The 21,227-nt window shown below is 66.1% G+C and carries 16 protein-coding genes and 1 tRNA gene; 7 read left to right on the forward strand and 10 right to left on the reverse strand.

Annotated elements, in window-relative coordinates; translation table 11 throughout:
• The first annotated feature begins 582 nt into the window (after positions 1–582).
• On the forward strand, positions 583–1,767 hold the full coding sequence (locus BLS85_RS16690) for a site-specific integrase (protein WP_092787881.1): 1,185 nt from the start codon (positions 583–585) through the stop codon (positions 1,765–1,767).
• Positions 1,768–1,806: 39 nt separating this feature from the next.
• On the opposite strand, the gene BLS85_RS16695 is transcribed toward BLS85_RS16690, so the two are convergent.
• On the reverse strand, positions 1,807–2,235 hold the full coding sequence (locus BLS85_RS16695) for a hypothetical protein (RefSeq protein WP_218128471.1): 429 nt from the start codon (positions 2,233–2,235) through the stop codon (positions 1,807–1,809).
• Positions 2,236–2,263: 28 nt separating this feature from the next.
• Here BLS85_RS16695 and BLS85_RS16700 point away from each other — a divergent pair, with 28 nt between their 5' ends.
• A complete protein-coding gene (locus tag BLS85_RS16700; protein WP_218128473.1) occupies positions 2,264–3,142 on the forward strand; it encodes an MFS transporter in 879 nt (292 codons plus the stop codon).
• 205 nt (positions 3,143–3,347) lie between these two features.
• Here BLS85_RS16700 and BLS85_RS16705 read toward each other — a convergent pair whose 3' ends face one another.
• Positions 3,348–3,899: a TetR/AcrR family transcriptional regulator gene (locus BLS85_RS16705; RefSeq protein ID WP_218128475.1), complete on the reverse strand. Its 552-nt coding sequence runs from the start codon at positions 3,897–3,899 to the stop codon at positions 3,348–3,350.
• Positions 3,900–4,038: 139 nt separating this feature from the next.
• Here BLS85_RS16705 and BLS85_RS16710 point away from each other — a divergent pair, with 139 nt between their 5' ends.
• From BLS85_RS16710 to BLS85_RS16720, 3 genes are all read left to right on the forward strand, one after another.
• Positions 4,039–5,532: an MFS transporter gene (locus tag BLS85_RS16710; protein WP_092787884.1), complete on the forward strand. Its 1,494-nt coding sequence runs from the start codon at positions 4,039–4,041 to the stop codon at positions 5,530–5,532.
• A gap of 2 nt (positions 5,533–5,534) precedes the next feature.
• On the forward strand, positions 5,535–7,334 hold the full coding sequence (locus BLS85_RS16715; RefSeq protein ID WP_092787885.1) for an ABC transporter ATP-binding protein: 1,800 nt from the start codon (positions 5,535–5,537) through the stop codon (positions 7,332–7,334).
• 291 nt (positions 7,335–7,625) lie between these two features.
• Positions 7,626–11,615, forward strand: a complete 3,990-nt coding sequence (locus tag BLS85_RS16720) for a hypothetical protein (RefSeq protein ID WP_092787886.1) — start codon at positions 7,626–7,628, stop codon at positions 11,613–11,615.
• A gap of 57 nt (positions 11,616–11,672) precedes the next feature.
• Here the strand turns inward: BLS85_RS16720 and BLS85_RS16725 are convergent, their stop codons facing one another.
• From BLS85_RS16725 to gph, 6 genes are all read right to left on the reverse strand, one after another.
• Complete coding sequence (locus BLS85_RS16725; RefSeq protein ID WP_245699270.1) at positions 11,673–12,047, reverse strand: HigA family addiction module antitoxin; 375 nt, start codon at positions 12,045–12,047, stop codon at positions 11,673–11,675.
• Complete coding sequence (locus BLS85_RS16730; RefSeq protein ID WP_092787887.1) at positions 12,019–12,297, reverse strand: type II toxin-antitoxin system RelE/ParE family toxin; 279 nt, start codon at positions 12,295–12,297, stop codon at positions 12,019–12,021. Before BLS85_RS16730 ends, BLS85_RS16725 begins: the two co-directional genes overlap by 29 nt.
• A gap of 39 nt (positions 12,298–12,336) precedes the next feature.
• Positions 12,337–12,531 (reverse strand): hypothetical protein, encoded by a 195-nt coding sequence (locus tag BLS85_RS18845; protein ID WP_143027235.1) that lies wholly within the window; start codon positions 12,529–12,531, stop codon positions 12,337–12,339.
• A 120-nt stretch (positions 12,532–12,651) separates the two neighbouring features.
• Entirely contained in the window at positions 12,652–13,545 is an 894-nt protein-coding gene (locus tag BLS85_RS16735) for a toll/interleukin-1 receptor domain-containing protein (RefSeq protein WP_092787888.1), read from the reverse strand.
• A gap of 431 nt (positions 13,546–13,976) precedes the next feature.
• Positions 13,977–14,051 (reverse strand) — tRNA-Val (locus tag BLS85_RS16740).
• Between the two features lie 76 nt (positions 14,052–14,127).
• Positions 14,128–14,841 carry a phosphoglycolate phosphatase gene (gph, locus tag BLS85_RS16745; RefSeq protein WP_245699271.1) on the reverse strand — a complete coding sequence of 238 codons (714 nt, stop codon included), beginning with the start codon at positions 14,839–14,841 and terminating at the stop codon, positions 14,128–14,130.
• A gap of 167 nt (positions 14,842–15,008) precedes the next feature.
• On the opposite strand from gph, the gene glmU reads away from it, so the two are divergent.
• Together glmU and glmS are read left to right on the forward strand one after the other, a co-directional pair.
• Positions 15,009–16,349, forward strand: coding sequence for a bifunctional UDP-N-acetylglucosamine diphosphorylase/glucosamine-1-phosphate N-acetyltransferase GlmU (gene glmU, locus BLS85_RS16750; RefSeq protein ID WP_092787914.1), 1,341 nt, complete (start codon positions 15,009–15,011; stop codon positions 16,347–16,349).
• A gap of 16 nt (positions 16,350–16,365) precedes the next feature.
• Positions 16,366–18,192, forward strand: a complete 1,827-nt coding sequence (glmS, locus tag BLS85_RS16755) for a glutamine--fructose-6-phosphate transaminase (isomerizing) (protein ID WP_092787890.1) — start codon at positions 16,366–16,368, stop codon at positions 18,190–18,192.
• 80 nt (positions 18,193–18,272) lie between these two features.
• On the opposite strand, the gene BLS85_RS16760 is transcribed toward glmS, so the two are convergent.
• On the reverse strand, positions 18,273–19,469 hold the full coding sequence (locus BLS85_RS16760; protein ID WP_092787891.1) for a type 2 periplasmic-binding domain-containing protein: 1,197 nt from the start codon (positions 19,467–19,469) through the stop codon (positions 18,273–18,275).
• Positions 19,466–21,124, reverse strand: a complete 1,659-nt coding sequence (locus tag BLS85_RS16765; RefSeq protein WP_092787892.1) for a hypothetical protein — start codon at positions 21,122–21,124, stop codon at positions 19,466–19,468. The genes BLS85_RS16760 and BLS85_RS16765 overlap by 4 nt, the downstream gene beginning before the upstream one ends.
• Positions 21,125–21,227: the final 103 nt, after the last annotated feature.

Below are 21,227 nucleotides of genomic sequence, written 5' to 3' on the forward strand. Positions count from 1 at the left end.
GGAGGATCAGTCGCGACTGCGACGGGGGCACGGCGCCCAGAACATGGCCCTCGTGCGCCGCTTCGCCTTCAATATCATCCGCGCCGGACGCGGCAAGCGATCCATCAAGACTACCCGCAAGGTCGCAGGCTGGGACCCCGCCGTCATTGCCCAGCTCATTGCAGACCCGGTTCATTAACCTGGACTCGTTGCCGTGGGGTACCCCCTATGCCCAGGGGCTCATCACCATCCCGGTCATGCGCTCACCGGGCCAACCCCGTGAGCAATTACAAGGCAAAAAAGGCCGCCTCCGGAGAGGCGGCCTTGGATGCCGATTTGCGGCGTTCGGTCAAGGTGGTTGCGGGGAAAGGATTTGAACCTCTGACCTTCAGGTTATGAGTTCTACAAATACCTCCACGACGACTTACTCTCACATGCGACAACGCACGATAACGCCCTGTCTCCGGCTTACTTTTCGATTTTATGCTTGCCGCCCATTCACGTCCTTATTACCCTGAATTGGCCCTCTTCTGTTACCTATGCGTTGCCCGTCGGGACCGTCAGGGGAGATGCCTGAAGGTCGCGCTGCGCGGGAGGTCGACCATGGCAAGGATTACGAAACGGGTGGTGGACAGCCTGACGCCGGGCCCCCGGGACGTCATCCATTGGGATGATGCGCTGCTCGGGTTCGGTGTCCGGGTCTGGCCGACGGGCCGGAAGGTGTATGTCGCCATGACGCGGGTGAAGGGCCGACTGCGCAAGGTCACCATCGGGTCCCATGGCACCATGACGCCGGACCAGGCGCGCACCCGGGCGCACGAGATCATTTCCGAAGCCAAGGCCGGACGCGATCCGGTCCGCGATGCCGATCTGGCCCGGAAAGCGCCCACCATGCGCGGGCTCGGAGACCGCTTCCTGGCCGAGCACGTCGCCGTGCGCTGCAAGCCGTCGACCCAGTCGGAATACAAACGCGCGGTCGAGTTGTTCATCAACCCGGCGCTCGGGCCGCGCCACATCACCGACATCGAGCGCCGCGACATCGCCGACCTGCACCATTCCCTGCGGCACATCCCCTACCAAGCCAACCGGACGCTAGGCGTGCTGTCGAAGATGTTCAATCTGGCGGAGATCTGGGGCCTGCGGCCCGATGGCAGCAATCCGTGCCGCCATGTGGGCAAGTACCCGGAGCGCAAGCGCGAGCGGTTCCTGTCGCCCGAAGAGTTCGCCGCTCTTGGCCAGATTCTCCGCGATGCCGAACGGGATGGCTCGGAAACGCCCTCGGCGATTGCCGCCATCCGTCTGCTGGCCCTGACCGGGTGTCGGCTGAACGAGATCATGACCCTGCGCTGGGAGCATGTCGACCTCCGCAATCGGGCGCTGCGGCTGCCGGAGTCAAAGACGGGCGCCAAGGTGGTGCATTTCGGCGAGACGGTGGCCGCCGTGTTGCGGGGCATTGAGCGCATCGACGGGAACCCCTGGGTCATCACCGGACGGAAAGAAGGATCGTCGCTGACCGACCTCCAGCACCCCTGGCGGCGCATCCGCGCCGGCGCCGGCCTGGACGATGTGCGCCTGCACGACCTGCGCCATTCCTTCGCCAGCGGCGCGCTGAGCCTCGGTGAAGGCCTGCCCATGATCGGCAAGCTGCTGGGCCACAGTCAGGTGCAGACCACGGCCCGTTACGCCCACCTCGCCGACGATCCGATCAAAGCGGCCGCCGGAAAGGTGTCGGATTTCATCGGGACGGCCGTGATGGATGAACCGAGACCCCTCCACTGTGGAGCGTGATCGGAAGGCCCGCGGGGCGAGACAACCGGCCGGACGGGGTCAAGGAGCCTTGGCAAGGCGGCGGGCGGCCTCGACCACGGAGGCGCGCCGCCGGATCCGCTCCGCTTCGTCGTCGACCCCGGTCAACATGCGCGCGACCTGCGGCACGGCCGACCACCAGCCGGCAAGGGCCAGAATCAAGAACGCGAGGTGATCGGCATCGAGCGTGGCCGTGACCGCACCGCGCCGCTGTGCGTCTTCGACGGCCCTCGTCTTGTAGCCGTAGTGTTCGCGCCGCAGGTCCTCGTCCGGGACTTCACTGGCGAAGACAAGCCCCTCCCAGCGCAGCAACCGGCTGAGTTCGGGATGGTCGCAATGATAGTCGAAGGCGCGACCGACGTAGTCGCCGATGTCGTCCTCGGCGAAAGACGTGACCGGCACGGCCTTCGCCACCTTGGCGAGTTCGGTGCGCAGCACCTTGGCGAACAAGGCTCGTTTGTCGCCGAGCGTCGGATGGATGGCGGTCCTCCGCGCCGTTCAAGGATTGGCGGCGTCCAGCTTCGCGCCCATCGCGCTGTCCTGTCTGACCGAAGCGCTGCCCCCGCGGAAGCGCGCGACCGCAATCGGCGCCATGTCGACGGCCTTCCTCGTCGCCGGCATCTTCGGCCAGGTGCTGGCGTCCTCGCTGGCGCTCTGGTGGGACTGGAGGGCGGTGTTCGTCGTCACGGCGGCGGTGTTGCTGTGCGCTGGGCTGCTGATCCAGGCGACGGGCACGGAACCCGCCAGCGACCGCCATGACGGACACCTCGGCGCGCGCTTCGCGGCGCTTGCGCGGTTCGCCGCGCAGCCCCGTATCCTGCTGCTGTGCTGCGCCCATATCACGCTGCTGCTCTCCTTCGTGGCCATGTACAGCGCGCTCGGGCCGCATCTGGTCGGCTTCGACGTCGACCCCTCGCGTATCATCGTCCTGCGTCTGGTCGGGCTTCCGGGCATGTTCGCCGCGCTTGGGGTCGGCTGGATCGCGTCGCGGATCGGCATGGCGGGCGTGGCGCGCGCCGGGTTCCTGGTCGCGGCCGTCGGCCTCTCGGTCGAAGCGGCCCTGGCGCAGTCCCTCACCGGGGTCGCAGTCGGCAGCCTGATCTTCGTCACCGGCGTCGCCCTAGCGGTGCCGGCGATGATCACACTGTTCGGCGCCGCCGCCGCGCCCAACCGCGCCGCCGGCATGGCGCTGAACGGCGTCGTTCTGTTCGTCGGGGCGAGCATCGGCCCCCTGGCCGCCTCCGGCACGCTCGGCTTTTCCACGCTCCTGGCGGTCCTGGCGGTGGTCCTTGCCGCAGCCGCCGTGTTCATCACGCTCTTTGCCCGGGCTCAACGGCGCAGGGAGGCGCTGGCATGACGGGCGCGCGTCTGATCACGCGACCGGCCGGTCCGGTTCGGCCAGTCTCTCCGGACTTGCGCAGGACAGCGGGATCGTCGCTGCCGGTCGATATCCCGGCCCAGCGACGGCTTCGTGGTGGATCCGGTCGCCGCTTTGGTCCGCTTGACGTCGAACAGGGCGCCCCATGCGCAACCTCAATCCCGTTGCGTCGAGTGTGAGAGGCTCATGACCGTCGCGCACCACCGCGTTCGCCCCGCGCACCGGTCTCAGGAGACGCCTGGAACTCGAGGATATCCTTGTACGCCGACGCCCACTCCGCTTCGGACACATCCATCAGCCCACAGCACCGCAGGATGAACAGGCCTTCCGATGCCAGGAAAGCCAGGCGCGTGCGGCGCCCAAGGTCTGTCGAGACATCGAGGTCGTCCAGGCGTTGCCGGTACCAGTCCTGAGCCCGTTGGCGCTCCTCCGGCGTCTGGAGCAACGCGGCCATCAGCACCGCCGAGCGGGCGTTCTCGACCTCATCTGTCCGCATGGTCGCTTCGATGTGACCGCGAATTGAGGTGATGGGATCGGGGTCGGCGCCGACCAGGTCGGCGACCTCCTGGTCAAACTCCGCCTCCCATCGTCGAAACATCGCATCAATCAACTTTTGCTTGGTCCCGAAGCAATACTGCACCCCGCTTTTGGTGATGCCCGCCGCCTTGGCGACGGCATCAATCGAAAGGGCCGCAGCGCCAACGTCGCCGACGACGGCCTCGGCGGCGTCAAGCACCTTGTCGCGATCGATCTTGCGCGGTCGCCCCATGCCGGTCTCCCGTTGAGTTTTAGTACGATCGTATTTATACCTGAGTGCAGCGCCATTCACCCACACACATGACCGCGCCTCAAAACAAGACATCGGTGACCCTCAAATGGCTTCGTCCAACCGCTGGCTGACCTTGGCCATCGTCTCCAGCGCCCTGCTGCTCATCGTCATCGACATGACGGTCCTTTATACGGCACTGCCGCGCCTGACGCATGATCTGGGCGCCTCGGCCGCCGAAAAACTCTGGATCGTCAACGCTTACCCGCTTGTTGTCGCCGGCTTGCTGCTGGGCCTCGGAACGCTTGGGGACCGGATCGGCCATAAGAGGATCTTCCTGGGTGGTCTGGCCGTCTTCGGCGTCGCCTCGCTGGTGGCTGCTTACGCCTGGACGCCCGCCGTTTTGATCGCGGCGCGGGCCGTGCTGGCGGTGGGCGCGGCGATGATGATGCCGGCAACGCTCTCCATCATTCGCCTGACCTTCGTCGACGAGCGTGAACAGGCGCTGGCGTTCGGAATCTGGGCCTCCGTCGCCTCCGGCGGCGCGGCGTTCGGCCCGATCGTCGGCGGCCTGCTGCTCGAGTCTTTCTGGTGGGGCTCCGTCTTCCTGATCAACGCGCCCATCGTGCTCGTCGCCGGGGTTTTGGCGGTCATCGTGATTCCCGAGGCCGACACCCGCCGCGACCGTCCGTGGGATCTGATCGCGTCGATTCAAAGTCTCTGCGCCCTGGTGGGGATCATCTTCGCGATCAAGGAGATCGTGAAGCCCAGTCCCTCTTACGGAAGCTTTGTCCTAGCCGCCGTCGTGGGAATTGCGGCGCTGGCCCTCTTCATCCGTCGGCAGACGCGCGCCACCGATCCTCTGGTGGACTTCTCCCTGTTTCGCGACGCTCGGTTCGCCACGGGCGTGGCGGCCGCCTTGATCTCGTCTCTCTCTATGATGGGAGTCGAGCTCGCCATAACCCAACGACTGCAGCTGGTCCTCGGCCTGTCCCCGCTTGAGGCGGGGCTCTTCATCCTGCCCATTTCCTTGGCCGCGTTCGTCGGCAGCCCCTTGGCGGGGTTGGGCCTGCCGCGGTGGGGCGGAACGCCCATCCTGTGGAGCGCCCTGCTGGTGGCGGCGGGCGGGCTCGGCGGATATCTCCTGTGGCTCGACGCCGTGGGACCCTTGCAAATCGCGAGCATGACCGCCCTGGGCCTTGGCCTTGGCGCCGCCATGACGGCGGCCTCGAGCATGATCATGCTGTCCGCGCCCAGCGACCGGGCGGGCATGGCGGCCTCGATCGAGGAGGCCTCATATGAACTGGGCGGCGCGGTCGGCATTGCCATTCTTGGCAGCCTGTTGTCCGCCGTCTACACCGCATCGCTGGTCCTGCCGGACTCTTTTGGGGCATCCGCCATCGCCTATGACGGGCTCGATCAGGCGTTGATCGTGGCCGAAGGAATGGAAGGGCCGATGGCGGATGATCTGCGGGCGCTCGCGCGCGGCGCCTTCGACCGGGCGTTCATGACCGTGATTGTCGTCGCCACGGTCATTCTTGTCGTGACCGCTTGTGGTCTTCGCCTGTGGCCCAGGCGCACGCGCGCGGTCATCGGAGTCTGACGATGAGGGACGAGGAGGACGAGGTTGGGGGCGAGGATTTCGACTACGAGGCGCTCGCCGCGCAGCACGTCTCGTGGCGTCGGGCGCTCGGCCTGTTTCGGCCGTATGGGGGCCGGCTGGTCTTTATCCTCGGTCTTATTTTCGCCTCGTCCCTCGCCGGGGTGGCTGCCCCGTTCCTGCTGCGGGCGATCATCGACACCGCGCTTCCGGCCGGGGATCTCGGCCTTCTGGCCCTGCTGGCCGGCGGCCTGATCGCCCTTTCCGGAACCGGAACGGTGATCGGTGTCCTGCAGGGCCTCGCGACCGCCAAGATCGGCCAGGCGATCATGCACGATCTGCGGGTTCGCGTCTTCGCACACCTTCAGTCGCTGTCGCTCGGCTTCTTCACGGCGACGCGGACGGGCGAGGTCCAGGCCCGCATCGCGAACGACATCGGCGGGTTGCAGGCTCTCGTGACCCATACGGCAACGGACATGACGCGCAATATCAGCGTCGTGGTGATGACCATGATCGCCATGCTCATGCTGGAATGGCGGCTGGCGCTGATCTCCTTCCTGGTCATCCCGCTTGCCGTCTGGATCAGCCACCGCGTGGGGCGGTTGCGCGAGGAACTCACCTATGAGCAGCGGCTGCGCGTCGCCGATATGTCCTCCATGGTGCAGGAATCGCTGTCGATCTCCGGCATCATCCTCGCGCGCACCATGGGACGCACCACTCACCTGACGCGACGCTTCGTCGACACCTCCCAGCGGGTCGCGGCGCTGGACGTGCGCGCCCATACGGCCGGACAATGGCAATGGGCGGTGATCGACCTTCTGCTTCAGATCCTGCCGGCAGTGACGCTGCTGTTCGGCGGCCTGCTGATGAGCCCGGGCGGAACGGCGGTGACCATCGGCACGCTGGTCGCCATGATCGCGTTGCAAGAGCAACTGCTCTGGCCGCTCGAGGAGGTCCTGAACGCGGGCGTGCAGATCAAGACCACGCGCGCCCTGTTCGCGCGCATTTTCGAGTATCTGGATCGACCGGCGGAGATCCGCGAACGTCCGGACGCGGTGACATTGGATCGCGCGACCCTTCGCGGCGCGGTCCGCCTCGAAAACGTCCGCTTCGCCTACACCCCGTCTCAGCCGCCGACCCTCGACGGCGTGTCGATCGACATTCCCGCCGGGTCTCATGTCGCGCTGGTGGGCGCCACGGGCTCCGGCAAGACCACGCTCGGTTACCTCCTGGCCCGGTTGTACGACGTCGATTCAGGCGCCATCCGCTATGACGGGATCGACGTGCGCGATCTGAGCTTCCAGTCGTTGACGGACATGCTCGGGGTCGTGACCCAGGATCCCACCCTCTTCAATGCGACGATCGCCGACAACCTCCGGTTTGCGAAGCCCGACGCGAGTCCCGACGACCTCGTGGCCGCGGCGAAGGTCGCGCAGATCCATGACACCATCGCCGCGCTCCCGGACGGCTACGACACACGGGTCGGCGAGCGCGGATACCGGTTTTCCGGCGGCGAGAAACAGCGCCTGTCCCTGGCGCGGACGATTCTGCGCCATCCCCGTGTGCTCCTGCTGGACGAGGCGACCAGCGCGCTCGACACGGCGACCGAGCGGGCGATGTCGCACGCCCTGGACACCCTGGCCAAGGAGCGAACGACGATCACCATCGCCCATCGGCTCTCCACGGTGCGTCATGCCGATCAGATCATCGTGCTGGACGGGGGCCGGGTGGTCGAGCAGGGCCGTCATGAAGACCTTCTCGCGCGCGGCGGGACCTATGCCGCGTTGGTGCGCGCCTCGCAGTGACGGCGTCCGCGCGGCATCACGCCGAGACGCCCCGAGGCTCGACCCCGCTCATCGCGACCAACGGCAACCGGATCGTGACCAGAAGGCCCGTATGGGTATCGAAGGTAAGGGCTGATCGGGGGAAACCACACGGGGCGAGCGGGCGCGGCCAAACCACCCCCACAGTGTCGGAGGACAGGTGGACCCCTAACAATCAGACGCTGCTCTTGATCGGGAACGCAGCTACAATACACTCAAGGCGTCGGCCCACTGGTGTCGACCCGCCCGATTCAGGGAAGGAGTCCCGCACCCGTGTCCGGTCGTAGGTTCCCTGACCAGTTTTCCATCGCCAGCATGGCGGGTCCAAGAGCCAGAGATTTCGCGGACAGCAAGCCTGAGGACGCGTTCCAGACCCTGGTCAATGACTGGCTGTTGACGGTCGATCCCCGTGCCAAGGCGGTCCCCACCACCGGGCCTGACGGCCGCATTGATGGGTATGCCATCAGCCTGCCGGAGGACCCGCCGCCGCTGCTGAGCGGGGCGGCAGCGCCGCTGATCGTGGAATGCAAATGGCACGATGGCGCGTCGTCCAATGTCGCCGCGAACGTGCGCGCCGGATGGGCAAATGTCGCCGAGACTCTGAAGCGACAGGCGGCGGCCGGCTGGCCGGGCCTCTACGAGCCCTGGCGCACCGCCCAAGGGTACCTTTACTGCCTGTCGGTCACTTTGCCGAATGCCCAGGCGCGGAACAGCCTGCGCGACCAGATTCAGACCTTTTTCAACGGCCTGCCAGCCGCCCAGCGGCCACCCCTCACGTGGATTGAGGTTGTTGACTGGCCCAACCTCAGCAAAGCCTTTGACCGCGATGCTCTGCTGGCGGACCACTGGCTGGGGCCGGAGATCGACGGCATTCAGCCCCATGACGGCTTTCTGGCCGGTCGGACCGGCTTTCGCCAGTATCTGACGGAAGACAGGTTGCAATTCGTGGCGCCGGAGAGCACCGCGCCTGTCCATCCCGACCGACTGCTGGAGACCCTGACGCGTCACGCCAACGACCGGGGCGTCCTGCTGGTCGGTCCGGGCGGTGTCGGCAAGACCCGCACCGCGGTCGAGGTCGGTAACCGTGCGGTCGCGGTGGGCTGGCGCGTGCTGCATGTGACGACGGGTCGCGCCCAGCTTACGGCCCAGTCCCTCGCCGACGCCGCCCTTCCGGGGAGCGAGACCCGGCCCGTGCTGTTGGTGCTGGACTACCTGGAACAGATGGACCTGGACGCGGCGGACCTGCGGGAAAGCGTGCTGGCCCCGGCGAAGGCGCGCGGCGGCCGGGTCGCCCTGCTGGCGCTGGCGCGACCGGGCCGGGCCAGTGAGCGACAGAGCCTGTGGGGTGGGGTGTTCGACCGCCTTGACCTTGGTATCGACGATGCCCGGGCCGACCAAATCGTCGCGCGAATCCTCTCGACCGTGGCGCCAGGGGCGTGCGCCGCGTTGGGCCGAGAGGTCGTGCAAGAGGCGGTCGGGCACCGGCCCATCATCGCCCTGCTGATCGCGCGGGAGATCGAGCGGCGCCTGGAGACGATGGCCGTCGCGGATCTGAGCGTGCTGGTCGGGCGACTGCGGCCGGGCGATCTGGCCGACTGGCTTGAGACCCGCCTGCGCGAAGACAGGTTGCTGCCGGATCCGGCCGAACGCACACGCGGTGTTTTGCCCCGCAGCGTGCCATTGGAGCCGGATTTGGTTGCCACGGCATGCCTGCTTGCGGCGACCCCACTTCAAAGATCCCGGCTCGTGCGGGCGGGGCAAGCCATATTGGAGCGCCTGGGCGAGGGGGATGTCTCCGAACTATTGATCAGACACCTTCTGGACCTCGGTTGGCTGGAGACGTCGGGCGATCTTGTCACCGTCGCCCACGATGTGGTGACGGACGAGGTGCTGAGGCGCTGTTTGGTGGACCCCGTCGGCCATCGCATCCGCGCGGAAGTGCTATCGCCCATTCTGTCCGCCGGCCTGACTCAGGTGCGGGTTCTCGGCCGTCACGCGCAAGCGCTGGGGCGGGCCTTCGCGGAGGCATCGGAAGAAACCCAAGCCGACCTTTCGGCCCGCCTGGAGACATGGTTCGATGAGTACGCCGAGGATCTGAGCCGCGCCCTGCTGTCCGAAGGGGCCGATACCGTCTCGTTCGCCCTGGGTGGCATGATCCGCATTCCGGTGGTCAGGGCGTCTTTGGCGTCCCGCTGGGCCACGCTGGTGGCACCCTGGCTGGATCGGCACGGTACCCTGGTCGAGGCCCGGCATGTCCTGGGGCAGGCGCTGAAGGGCGCGACGGAGACAGAGCTGCCCGCCCTGGTCAGATCCGCGCGCCATTGGCTGGACAGCAACGGATCGACTCACGAAGCCAACCATGTTCTGGCCCCGCTGCTGGCGCGGGCGCCGGTCGAGACGGCAGGGTCCAGTGACATCATCAACCTGGCAATGACCTGGCTGGGCGAGACGTCTCGGGGCCGGTCGCCGGAGGCCCAATTCGTTCTGAACCCGCTGCTTTTGCGCTCCGACCTGGGCGAGCGGGCGTCAGAGGCCATCGTCGCCGCGTTCGCTTGGCTGGGCGAAGAGGCCCAATGCCGGTCGCCGGAGGCCCGGTTCGTTCTTCATCCGCTGCTGTCGCGGTCCGACCTGGACGGGCGGGCGTCAGAGGCCATCGACGCCGCGTTCGCTTGGCTGAATCACGCGGATCAGGGCCGGTCGCCGGAGGCCCGATTCGTTCTGAACCCGCTGCTGGAACGGGTGCCGCCCCAGACGATGGAGGCCGAACGTGCCATCGACGCGGCGTTCGCTTGGCTGAATCACGCGGATCAGGGCCTGTCGTCGGAGGCCCGATTCGTTCTGAACCCGCTGCTGTCGCGCTCCGACCTGGGCGGGCGGGCGTCAGAGGCCATCGCGTCGGCGTTCGATTGGCTGAATCACGCGGATCAGGGCCGGTCGCCGGAGGCCCAATTCGTTCTGAACCCGCTGCTGGAACGGGTGCCGCCCCAGACGATGGAGGCCGAACGTGCCATCGACGCGGCGTTCGCCTGGCTGAATCACGCGGATCAGGGCCGGTCGCCGGAAGCCAGCCATGTCCTTGCCCCATTGCTGTCGCGGTCCGACCTGGGCGGGCGGGCGTCAGAGGCCATCGCGTCGGCGTTCGATTGGCTGAAGCACGCGGATCAGGGCCGGTCGCCGGAGGCCAGCCATGTCCTTCGCCCGCTGCTGTCGCGGTCCGACCTGGACGGGCGGGCGTCAGAGGCCATCAACGCCGCGTTCGCTTGGCTGAAGCACGCGGATCAGGGCCGGTCGCCGGAGGCCAGCCATGTCCTTCCCCCATTGCTGTCGCGGTCCGACCTGGACGGGCGGGCGTCAGAGGCCATCGACGCCGCGTTCGTATGGCTTGATGATTCGACCAACGCGGTATCCGTGGACGCTGGCTTCGTGCTTCCGCCGCTGCTGACCCAGCCCGACCTGACGAAACGTCGGAAGTCGAAGGCAACAAGCCTGGGTGTCGAGTGGTTGCGGGAGGAGGGGAACGCCGTCTCCTGGGATGCCTCGTTCGTGTTCAAGGCTTTCATGCGCCTTGGCCGGGAAATCGATGATGACACGGCCATGCAAACTGACCGACGCGCTGCGGCATGGACCCAGGTCCATTGGCTGTCCGACGACGCAGAGTTCATAATCAACCGCGTGTTGCGCCGGCCATTCCTGACGGACGGAGACTGGCGTCGGGTCGCCACCACTGCAATGTGGCGCCTTGTTAAACACTTGGGAAAAGAGCCCTTATCGGCGATTAACGCGCTGCTGACCCATCCGCACCACTTTTCCAGACCCGCCGTCCGCCGACTCCTGCGCCGGGCCAGCAGGCTCCCGGATTCCAATGGGAACACGGGAGCGGGAGTCCTATTCTCTCCTCACACGCAGTCTCTCGCAGCGGTCTTCCTGTTCGAATGCGCGGCTGGGAACAGACCCTTGCCGGGCAGCATCATCCGCAAACTCCTGCGTCATATCTCGCGCCGACCGCCTGAGGACAGCATCACCACCGACGACCACATCCTGGCGGCGCTGTTGCCGCTGGCGCATCGCACCGGCGAGGCCGACTTGATCCGCAACGCAGAGGGCGAGGTCAGGCGGCGCCTGAAACCGCCGAAGAAGGTTGAGGAAGGGAAATGGCGTGGCGGATCTGCTCCGGTCAGCCTCCAGCTTCTCAACCTCAATGCCTGGGCGACGCCCGAGGAAGGGCTGGCCGTGCTGGTCCGTCTGGGCGTCATCGAATGCTGAAGTCGGGTCTATCCGCGCCCGCCACGCGGCATTCGGTCGCGTTGCCGGCACCGGCGCTCAACCCGAAACCCTCGCCGCTGCCTTCCCCATGCCCCTCACGCCGCATAGGGCCTGACTGCGCGGGCGATGGCGGGGCCGTCGGTGCTCTCGGTCGTAGCGCTGTTGCAGCGTCATCCAGAACGCCGCCGAGGTGCCGAAATAGTGCGCCAGCCGCAGCGCGGTATCGGCCGTGATGGCCCGGCGGCCATGCAGAATTTCCGTCACCCGGTTGGCCGGCACGTCCAGGGCGCGGGCCAGGGCACTGGCCGAGACGCCGATCTCCTCCAGTTCACCGGCCAGCACGGCGCCGGGGTGTTCCGGCGGCAGGCCACTCAGCAACGAGGCCCCGGCCGGTGCGCCCTCGTCAGCCATGATCATCGACGATTTCGACATCGTGGGCGTCCCCCTCTTCAAAGCGAAAACAGATGCGCCAACGGGCGTTGATGCGGATGCTGTATTGGCCCTTAAGGTCGCCGGACAGGGCCTCGAACCGGTTGGACGGCAGCGCCATCAGGGTTGCCTCGCTGTCGGCCGCGTCCAGAATGCGCAGACGGCGGGCGGCCTGGGTCTCGATACCGTGAAAGGCCTTCACCCGTTGGCCGACCGCGAAGGCTGCCGGGCGCTTATCCCGGAACGAGCGCATTGTACTGCGGCACGGTTATGAGACAGGTGGCTGCGCCTGCTATGCGGCCAGAGTCTCCTCTGAAGCGGTGGTGGAATCACCCCGAAGCTGTTCGGCTCGGATCTGCTCGGGCGTTTTGTAGCCATGGCGCTGACGCAGCCAAGTGGCGTTGTATTTCTCTGCGAAGTCGGCGCGCCCCGGCTGGCCCTGGCGGCGGACGTGCCGTTCCTGGTGCGCACGGTGTTCCTGGATCACGATCCCCGGCGCGCGGCGCGGTCGGCAAACAGCTCGCGGCGCCGGAGCGGCTGGCGGTGCGTCAAGGCCACGCGGCAGCCTTCGCCCGATTCGGCCGCTCGGCGTAACCGCTCCCGTCGTCTACCACACCACCACGTACGGATCGGTTGCCACGAGAACGCCGAGGACGGCCGCGAGAACGGCCACGAACACGACGTGTGTGAGCGCGAAACACCCCGCCAGCCGCATCAGGCCCGTGAACCGTCCCGGCACCCTCGCAAAGGCCTTGCGGGCCAGCACGATGGTCAGGAGCCAGACCACCGCGAAGAGCGTCAGGCGCTCCTGCGTGCTGTCGAAGACGCCTTCGAAGATAAAGGCCACATCGGACGACGGCCATCGAATATACCGTGCCGGAAGCGTCAGCAGTTGATTGAATACGGGTACGGTGACGGACAGCAGGATCAGTTCGATGGTGAAGGCAAAGAATATACCGATATCGACAAGGTTGTTCGTCGCCGCGACATATATCTGTTTCGCTTTTTTGGAGATGGAGTCCAGAATGCCGGACAGTCCGGCTATTCTTTTGTAAGGGCCAGCCGGTTCGCGATGATTCTTCGGTGTCGCCGACGGGCGGGCGGTTTGGTCCGTATTGACCAGTTCGGATATCGCGTGCCTGAGGTACTGGAACCCGTCGCTTGACCGCCGGCCATTCCACCGGACCAGGTTGGCGGCCTGGATCTGTCTGAACCCGAGCGGAATATCGACGTCGTCCAGGCAGACCGGTACGAGGATACCCCGTTTGACGCCTTCCTCGGCTTCGTCCAGCACCCAACGCGACTCGACCGACTGCCGGCTCCACACGGCAACCACACACTCGGCCCTGCCAATGACCTCCTGGATGACCTGCGCGAACGACTTGCCCGGGGGGATGCGGGTATCCCACCACACGGACCAGCCTTCCTCCTCCAATGCCCTCGCCAGAACCTTGACGCGCGGCCTATCTTTTCGAGAATAACTAATGAATATATCTACCATTAGCGGCAACCGTCGCTATGCCAAACTGCTGTTCCGGCACGACCCCGTGGAGAAGGCCGCCGTTCCAGAAAAAGACCCCTGGGGGCCATCCTGTCCCGACTCAAACGAAGGGGCAAACTGACGATTCAGTCCCGGTGGCACGGCTGCTCCCGAACGCGCAGTCGTGCGCCGACCGCCTGAAACGGGCGCCGCCCCGCCCGGCATGGGGACCACCGGCCTGTCGCCTGTTTTCGAACATCCCCGACCGTGCATCCGGTCTATCGAGAGGCGCATGATGCCATAACTGGATGGGGTGCGATACGGAAAACGCCGCACGGACGGTCCGTGGGGCCGAAGCCGCAGGCTCTCGCAACGGTGGCGGCCGGTCGACCCGCAAGGGACGGGCACGGGTCGTGACCGTCGGTCCAGGGTCCGGAGGTTCGGGGGGGGAATGGTGGGCGCGGCTGGGATTGAACCAGCGACCCCTCGCGTGTGAAGCGAGTGCTCTCCCGCTGAGCTACGCGCCCATCCGTGGCGGGGCCGGTCGCGTGACCGCGCCGGCGACGGTGGAGGGCGGCTTATAGCCCCGCCCCCAAGGCGCCGTCAAGCCGGTTTCGCCCGCGTCGCCGCCAGCCGCGCGAGGGCCGCCGGCACCTCGGCGAACGATGAGACCAGCACATCGGCGCCCGCCTCCGCCGGGGGCACCGGGCTGTAACCGTAATCGACGAGGATGACCGGAACGCCGGCCGCTCTGGCCGCGCCCACGTCGTAGGGCGTGTCACCCACCATGACGGCCCGGTCGGGTGCGACGCCCATGCGCTCCAGGGTCAGCAGCAGGGGGGCGGGATCGGGCTTGCGCTCCGGAATCACCCCGCCGCCGACCACGGCCGAGAAATGTCCGGACAGCCCCAGCGCCTCCAGCACGCCCAGGGTCGGCCCCTGTGGCTTGTTGGTGCAGACGCCAAGCGTCACGCCCTGCGCCCGCAGGGCGTCCAGCACCGCGACGGCGCCGTCGTAAGGGCGCGTGCCGCGCACCGGCTCGGCCTCGTACAGCGCAACGAACCGGTCGTGCAGACGCTCCAGGGTCGCGGCGCCGGCCGCACCCTCCGGGATGGGCCGGCCGACGGCGGCCATGGCCTTGGTCACCAGAACGCGAGCACCCTGGCCGACGAAAGCCGGCACCTGCTCCGGGCGGACATGGGGCAGCCCCTCTTCGTCCAGCATGGCGTTCAGGGCAAGGGCGAGGTCGGGGACGCTGTCGATCAGGGTGCCGTCGAGGTCGAAGACGACGCCGTCGAAGGGACAGGGGGTGATCATGGACATCCTTCGTGTAGGGGGGCGCCGCCCGGTTCTGTAACCAAACGCAACACAGTTTGAGTTTGCGAGACGCGCAGACTATGGCAGCTTGCCTGTCCTGACCACCCCATGGTGGACCGATTTGGTGCCCTCCCAACCCTTCTTCCCCACGCCAGATGTCCCGCTCCATGACCCAGACCGATTCCGCCGCCATCGTTCTCGCCGCCGGAGAGGGCACGCGCATGCGCTCCCGCCGGCCCAAGGTCTCGCATCCGTTGGCTGGCCGGCCGCTGCTGGGCCACGTGCTCGACACCCTGGACGCCGTGGGTGTCGGCCGCCGCGTGGTCGTGGTCGGCCCCAACATGCCCCAGGTTGAGGCCATCGCCGCGCCGCATCCCACCGTGCCGCAGACCGAGCGCCTGGGCACGGCGCACGCCACCCTTCAGGCCCGGCTGGCCCTGGACGATCCGTCCGGCACGGTGCTGATCCTGTACGGCGACACACCTCTGATCCGCCCCGAGACGCTGCGGGCGATGGTCGAGGCGCGCGATAACGCGGCGGTGGTGGTGCTGGGGTTCCGCGCCGTCGACCCCACCGGCTACGGCCGCCTGGTGACCGGCGCCGACGGCGCCCTGGAGGCCATCGTCGAGCACAAGGACGCCAGCGAAGCCCAGCGCGCCATCACCCTGTGCAACTCCGGCGTCATGGCGGTGGACGGACGGTTGCTGTTTCCGCTGCTGGATCGCGTCGGCAACGACAACGCCAAGGGCGAATACTACCTGACCGACATCGTCGCGCTGGCCCGCGCCGACGGCCACCGCTGTGCCGTGGTCGAGGGCGATGAGGCGGAGATGCTGGGCATCAACGACCGCGCCCAACTCGCCGCCGCCGAACGGGTGGTGCAGGACCGGCTGCGCGCCGCCGCGATGGCCGGCGGGGTGACGATGACCGATCCGGGCAGTGTCATCCTGTCCATGGATACGCGGTTCGGCCAGGATGTGACCGTCGGGCCGTTCTGCGTGTTCGGCCCCGGCGTGACGGTCGGCGACGATGTGGAATTCAAGGGCTTCTGCCACCTGGAGGGCTGCGTGATCGAGGCCGGAGCCACGGTCGGCCCCTACGCCCGGCTGCGCCCCGCCGCCGTGATCGGTGAAGGCGCCCACATCGGCAACTTCGTCGAAGTCAAGAAGGCGACCGTCGAGGCCGGCGCCAAGGTCAACCACCTGACCTACATCGGCGACGCGCGTGTGGGCGCCAAGGCCAACATCGGCGCCGGGACCATCACCTGCAACTACGACGGCTTCGCCAAGCACCATACGGATATCGGCGCCGGCGCCTTCATCGGCTCCAACAGCGCGCTGGTGGCGCCGGTGAAGATCGGCGACGGCGCCATTATCGGCGCCGGCAGCGCCATCAGCCGGGACGTGCCGGCCGACGCGCTATCGCTGACCCGCGCGCCCCAGGACACGCGCGAGGGCTGGGCGGCCAAGTTCCGCAGCCGCATGAAGCGGCTGACGGGCAAAGGATAGGAAGGATTTCCCCACCATGTGCGGCATCGTTGGCATCATCGGCACCCAAGAGGTCGCGCCGCGTCTGATCGACGGGCTGCGCCGGCTGGAATACCGGGGCTACGACTCGGCCGGCATCGCCACCCTGGACGGCGGCGTGATCGCCCGGCGCCGCGCCAAGGGCAAGATCGTCGACCTCGACGCCCGCGTGCGCGAGGAGCCCATCGGTGGCGCCACCGGCATCGGCCACACCCGCTGGGCCACCCATGGTGTCCCCAACGAGGCCAACGCCCATCCGCACGCCAACGACCGCGTCGCCGTGGTGCACAACGGCATCATCGAGAACTTCCAGAGCCTGCGCGACGAACTGCTGGCCCAGGGGCACGTGTTCGCCTCCGACACCGACACCGAGGTGGTGGTCCACCTGATCTCCCAGATCATCGGCGAGGGCGTGGACCCCATTGAGGCCACCCGGCGCGCCCTAAGCCGCCTGGAGGGCGCCTTCGCGCTCGGCATTCTCCTGCTGGACCGGCCCGACGTGCTGATCGCCGCCCGGCAGGGCAGCCCGCTGGCCATCGGTCACGGCGACGGCGAGATGTACCTGGGCTCCGACGCCCTGGCTCTGGCCCCGATGACGCGGCGCATCACCTATCTGGAGGACGGCGACTGGGCGGTGCTGACCACCCTGGGGGCGATGGTGCGCGACCTGTCCGGCGCGACGGTGGAGCGGCCCGAGCACCTGACCAACCTGTCCGGCGCCATGATCGGCAAGGGCGGTCACCGCCACTTCATGGCCAAGGAGATCTTCGAGCAGCCCCAGGTGATCGGCGACACGCTGAACGCCATGTTCAACCCGACGGAGCGCACCATCACCCTGCCGCCGCTGCCGTTCGACCCGGCCGCCGTGCCGCGCATCACCATGATCGCCTGCGGCACCGCCTCGCTGGCCGGCATGGTCGGCAAGTACTGGCTGGAGCAGCACGCCGGCATCCCGGTGGACTGGGATCTGGCCAGCGAGTTCCGCTACCGCGCCCCGGTAATGACCGAGGGCGGGCTGGCCGTCTTCATCAGCCAGTCGGGCGAAACCGCCGACACCCTCGCGGCCCTGCGCTACTGCAAGCAGAAGGGGCAGCACTGTCTGGCCATCGTCAACTCGCCCGAAAGCACCATCGCCCGCGAGGCCCATGCCGTGCTGCCGACGCTGGCCGGGCCGGAAATCGGCGTGGCCTCGACCAAGGCGTTCACCACGCAGTTGGTGGTGCTGGCCTGCCTGACCATCGCGCTGGCGCGGGCGCGCGGGACCATGGACCGGGCCACCGAAGCGCGCCTGTCGGGGGCGCTGACCGAGGTGCCGTCCCGCGCCGCCGAGGTGCTGAACCACGACGAGCGGATCCGGGAGATCGCCCAGGAGACCTTCACCCCGGCCCGTGACGTGCTCTATCTGGGGCGCGGCACCAGTTATCCGCTGGCCCTGGAAGGTGCCCTGAAGCTGAAGGAAATCAGCTACATCCACGCCGAGGGCTACGCCGCCGGCGAGATGAAGCACGGCCCCATCGCCCTGATCGACGAGACCGTGCCGGTGGTGGTGATCGCGCCGTCCGATGAGTTGTTCGAGAAAACAGCGTCGAACGTGCAGGAGGTGGTGGCCCGGGGCGGCAAGGCGGTGGTGTTCTCCGACGCCGCCGGGGTCGAGCGCCTGAAGCACCTGGCGCTGGAGGCCATCGCCCTGCCGGCCGTGGACCCCTTCGTGGCCCCGATCCTGTACGCTATCCCGGTGCAACAACTCGCCTACCACACAGCGGTGGACAAGGGCACCGACGTCGACCAGCCGCGGAATTTGGCCAAGGCCGTGACGGTGGAGTGAGGGCGCCACCACTGGCCTTTAGGCGCCCCGTACTGGTTGGGGGGCGGGGCCATTTTTTTTCAACATGCCGTTGATCTGACTTATTGCCCGCCGCCCCTGATGAAGATTAGCGCCCTGATCAGCGGAGTGGGCTGCATGCCGGGGAAGTACGTTCCGAAGGCGCCCTCCCCATCGCGAAAGTGCTCCGCGATGGCCAGATTGATCGCCCAGAGGAGGCCATCGTGTCCCACTCGAACCGGGATCGCGTAGCGCTCCAGGCTCAACTGATTCGGCAGGATCTCTAAGCTGGAGAAGAACGACCTGCTTTGTTTCAGGTAATGTTCCGCAGCCTGTGGACCGGAGTCTGTTTCGTTCTCGTGCCGATCGTCACTCCGGTTGATGGAGTCTGCGTCGGCGTTTTCTGAAGTTGCACTGCCTGAACCGCTTAGCTGGGGCGGGTCATCGTCGCCCGTTGCTTCGGGTGGTTGGCCTGTCCCGTCATCGTACAGCGCATAGACATTCTCGCATTTTTCGGAAACCAGTTCTTGCCAGTTTTCCTGAAGGCGCAATCGAACGGGGTTTTTGGGATTGTTGATGATGTCCTGAAGGATCGAGCGATCCGTCACATACAGATCCAGTTTCCTGCAGGCCAGCGCGGCAAGCCCCTCGACATGCGTGGGGTAGTCGTACGCCGCGACATCGGCCAAGCTTTCCTTGGCGGTGGATCCCCGGACGTAACCGACGCGCAGCACGTCCTCCGGCGATGGCTGGTTGGAGAAGTCGAACAGCCCCCCCTCCTGAATGCGCGCGGCGGCCCTGGCATCAACGAAAAGAACATCGCTGAAGGGAACGCGGGCCTGGCGTTCCGGCGTGACGGACACGGCGCCGCAGACCATATCCAGAGCCGGATCGAGTTTGTCTCCGCGCTCGGTCACAAGAAGATCGATCCGTTGAGACGCCTTGATTTCCACGAAAAAAGGGTTGATCTGCTCTTCTGGATGCCACCGGATAAATTTGTTGACGCCGTTCTTGCAGATATCGACGGTGTACCCGGACCAGTCGTCCCAGTTGTATCGCCCCTGCGCGTCTTCCTCGGCGTTTGCCGCGCGGATCGCGAATGGGGCCGCGTCGGCCCGCACGCCGATCAGGAGCTCAACGGGCTCAGGAGGTGTTCCGTTAGCCGTTGGCTGTGCTGCGGCTTCTTCACCGTTCCGGCCTCCGATCATCTCCGCCAAAGCGTGGGGGGCGTCGAGCAGAACGACAAGAGCCAACAGAAGAAGGCGTTTCGCGCACGTCATGGCGTCACTGTCCCATCAATTGAAGGCGTCCCTTCCGAAGGCGTTCCTTCGGCAAAGCATTCGCAGTTTTCCCAATTGAAGAACAAGAGGCCGGCGGTCAGCGTAACCCCTTGAAGGCCAATGACGATGGATGACACGATTATGAACAGGACGTCAATACTACCGTCCGCTTTGGTCATGCCCGTAAGAGAAACAAAGAAAAACATGAACAGCAAGCCGGAGGCGGAAAAGAACAAGAATGATCGACCAAGGTAGCTCAAAACGGAAGATGTGCAGGGCTTCTGTTTTGGTCGTGCGGCCAGAAGCACTAATCCTGCCAATCCGCCAAAGAATGTAAATATAAGCAAAGCGAAAAACGTTACTGAAGGCAATATTGCTATCGTTCCTTTGACAATCTGGCTAGCAATATCCAAACAATAAAGTCCAATTATGGATCCAGCCATGCCGTACAAGAATACGCGCGCCGTGTCTTCAATTCGAGGTTGAGTGTCTGGTTTGGCGTAAATGACATTGGACGGCGCCATCCACAGAATTGAACTGAGCGCGGTGGCATACAGAAGCGCGCCGCCCAGCCCCCACATAATGGTCTCATTGGCCGCGGTGGGAAGAAGGGTTGTTGGATCGTGTTGCCCAACGATCATGCCGGCGATGAACGCCGAGAACATGGCCACGAGACCGACCGCCAAGGACAGGACCAGCACGAAGGAAACCGGCATCTCCAGCGCGATCGGCGTCTTTCTGAGAAACCCCAGGACGGAGGGCATCCGGCCCGGGTCGATCATGCCACTGACAGAGCGCGTGCGCTGCCAGCACAAGGCGATCAGAAAGCTCGCCTTTTCAAGGTTCGTGTCGAGGTCCCGCTCCAGCAGGTCGTCAAGCTTATGCGGAGACATGGCCAAGAGCTTGACGCGATGGGTGACATAGAAATCGACGTCCGACCACAGCGGCGCGAGATCGACCTTGGCCGTCATGTCGAGGTCGGACTGAACACGACCGCCCCGGTCATCAAGGATATCGTGGAGCAGGAGAAGACCGAAAATCTTGTGCTTGCGCTGCGCACTCAGATCACTGAACGCTTCCACTTTTATGCCGTACCGGTCAAGCACCCACTTTCGGACGTCTTCGCAATTGGGCTCCATCCAGAAGGGATGGGCCTTGATCGCGGCGGTCATCCGCTCGACGGATTGTGGCAGACCGACCGAACGATGGGCGAGGCGACGGCTGACATGATCTCCCTCGCTCAATAGCGGAAAGTTTGTGCCGGCGCCGAGGAGGGTCAAAGCGACCAGAGGCGGAACGGAAGCGTCCATGTCCGCGAACGGGGCCAGGATGAATCCGAGGAATGTACCCATTTGTGAAACGGACGTGGGCGGTCCAAATTCCAACCCCCCGAAGCGATCCTGTTGGCCGATCGCGGCGCCGATGATGACCTGCACCAGGATGCACCCAAGAACATAAATCAAGGAAATGACAAGAATGTAGGTCACGTAGGCCTTGACCATGATCTTGGCGTCCTTGAGGTAGATCGGAATCGCCTGATCATAAATGTCGCCGGACTCACCCTTTTTCCTGGCGGGTAGCCGCACTCTATCGTAAGACGCGATCGCGAGAATCAACCAGCCAAGAGCAAGCGTCCACAAGGCATCGAATTGCATGCCACCCCCCCGAGGGCCGTGGCGGCCCTTGCGCCGAGACTCACGCAACGCAGGCGCGCGGCCGCGCACCACGTGACCGTTAGACGGAAGCGTGGCACAACCC

The organism is Rhodospira trueperi, assembly GCF_900101965.1.
GTDB lineage: Bacteria > Pseudomonadota > Alphaproteobacteria > Rhodospirillales > Rhodospirillaceae > Rhodospira > Rhodospira trueperi.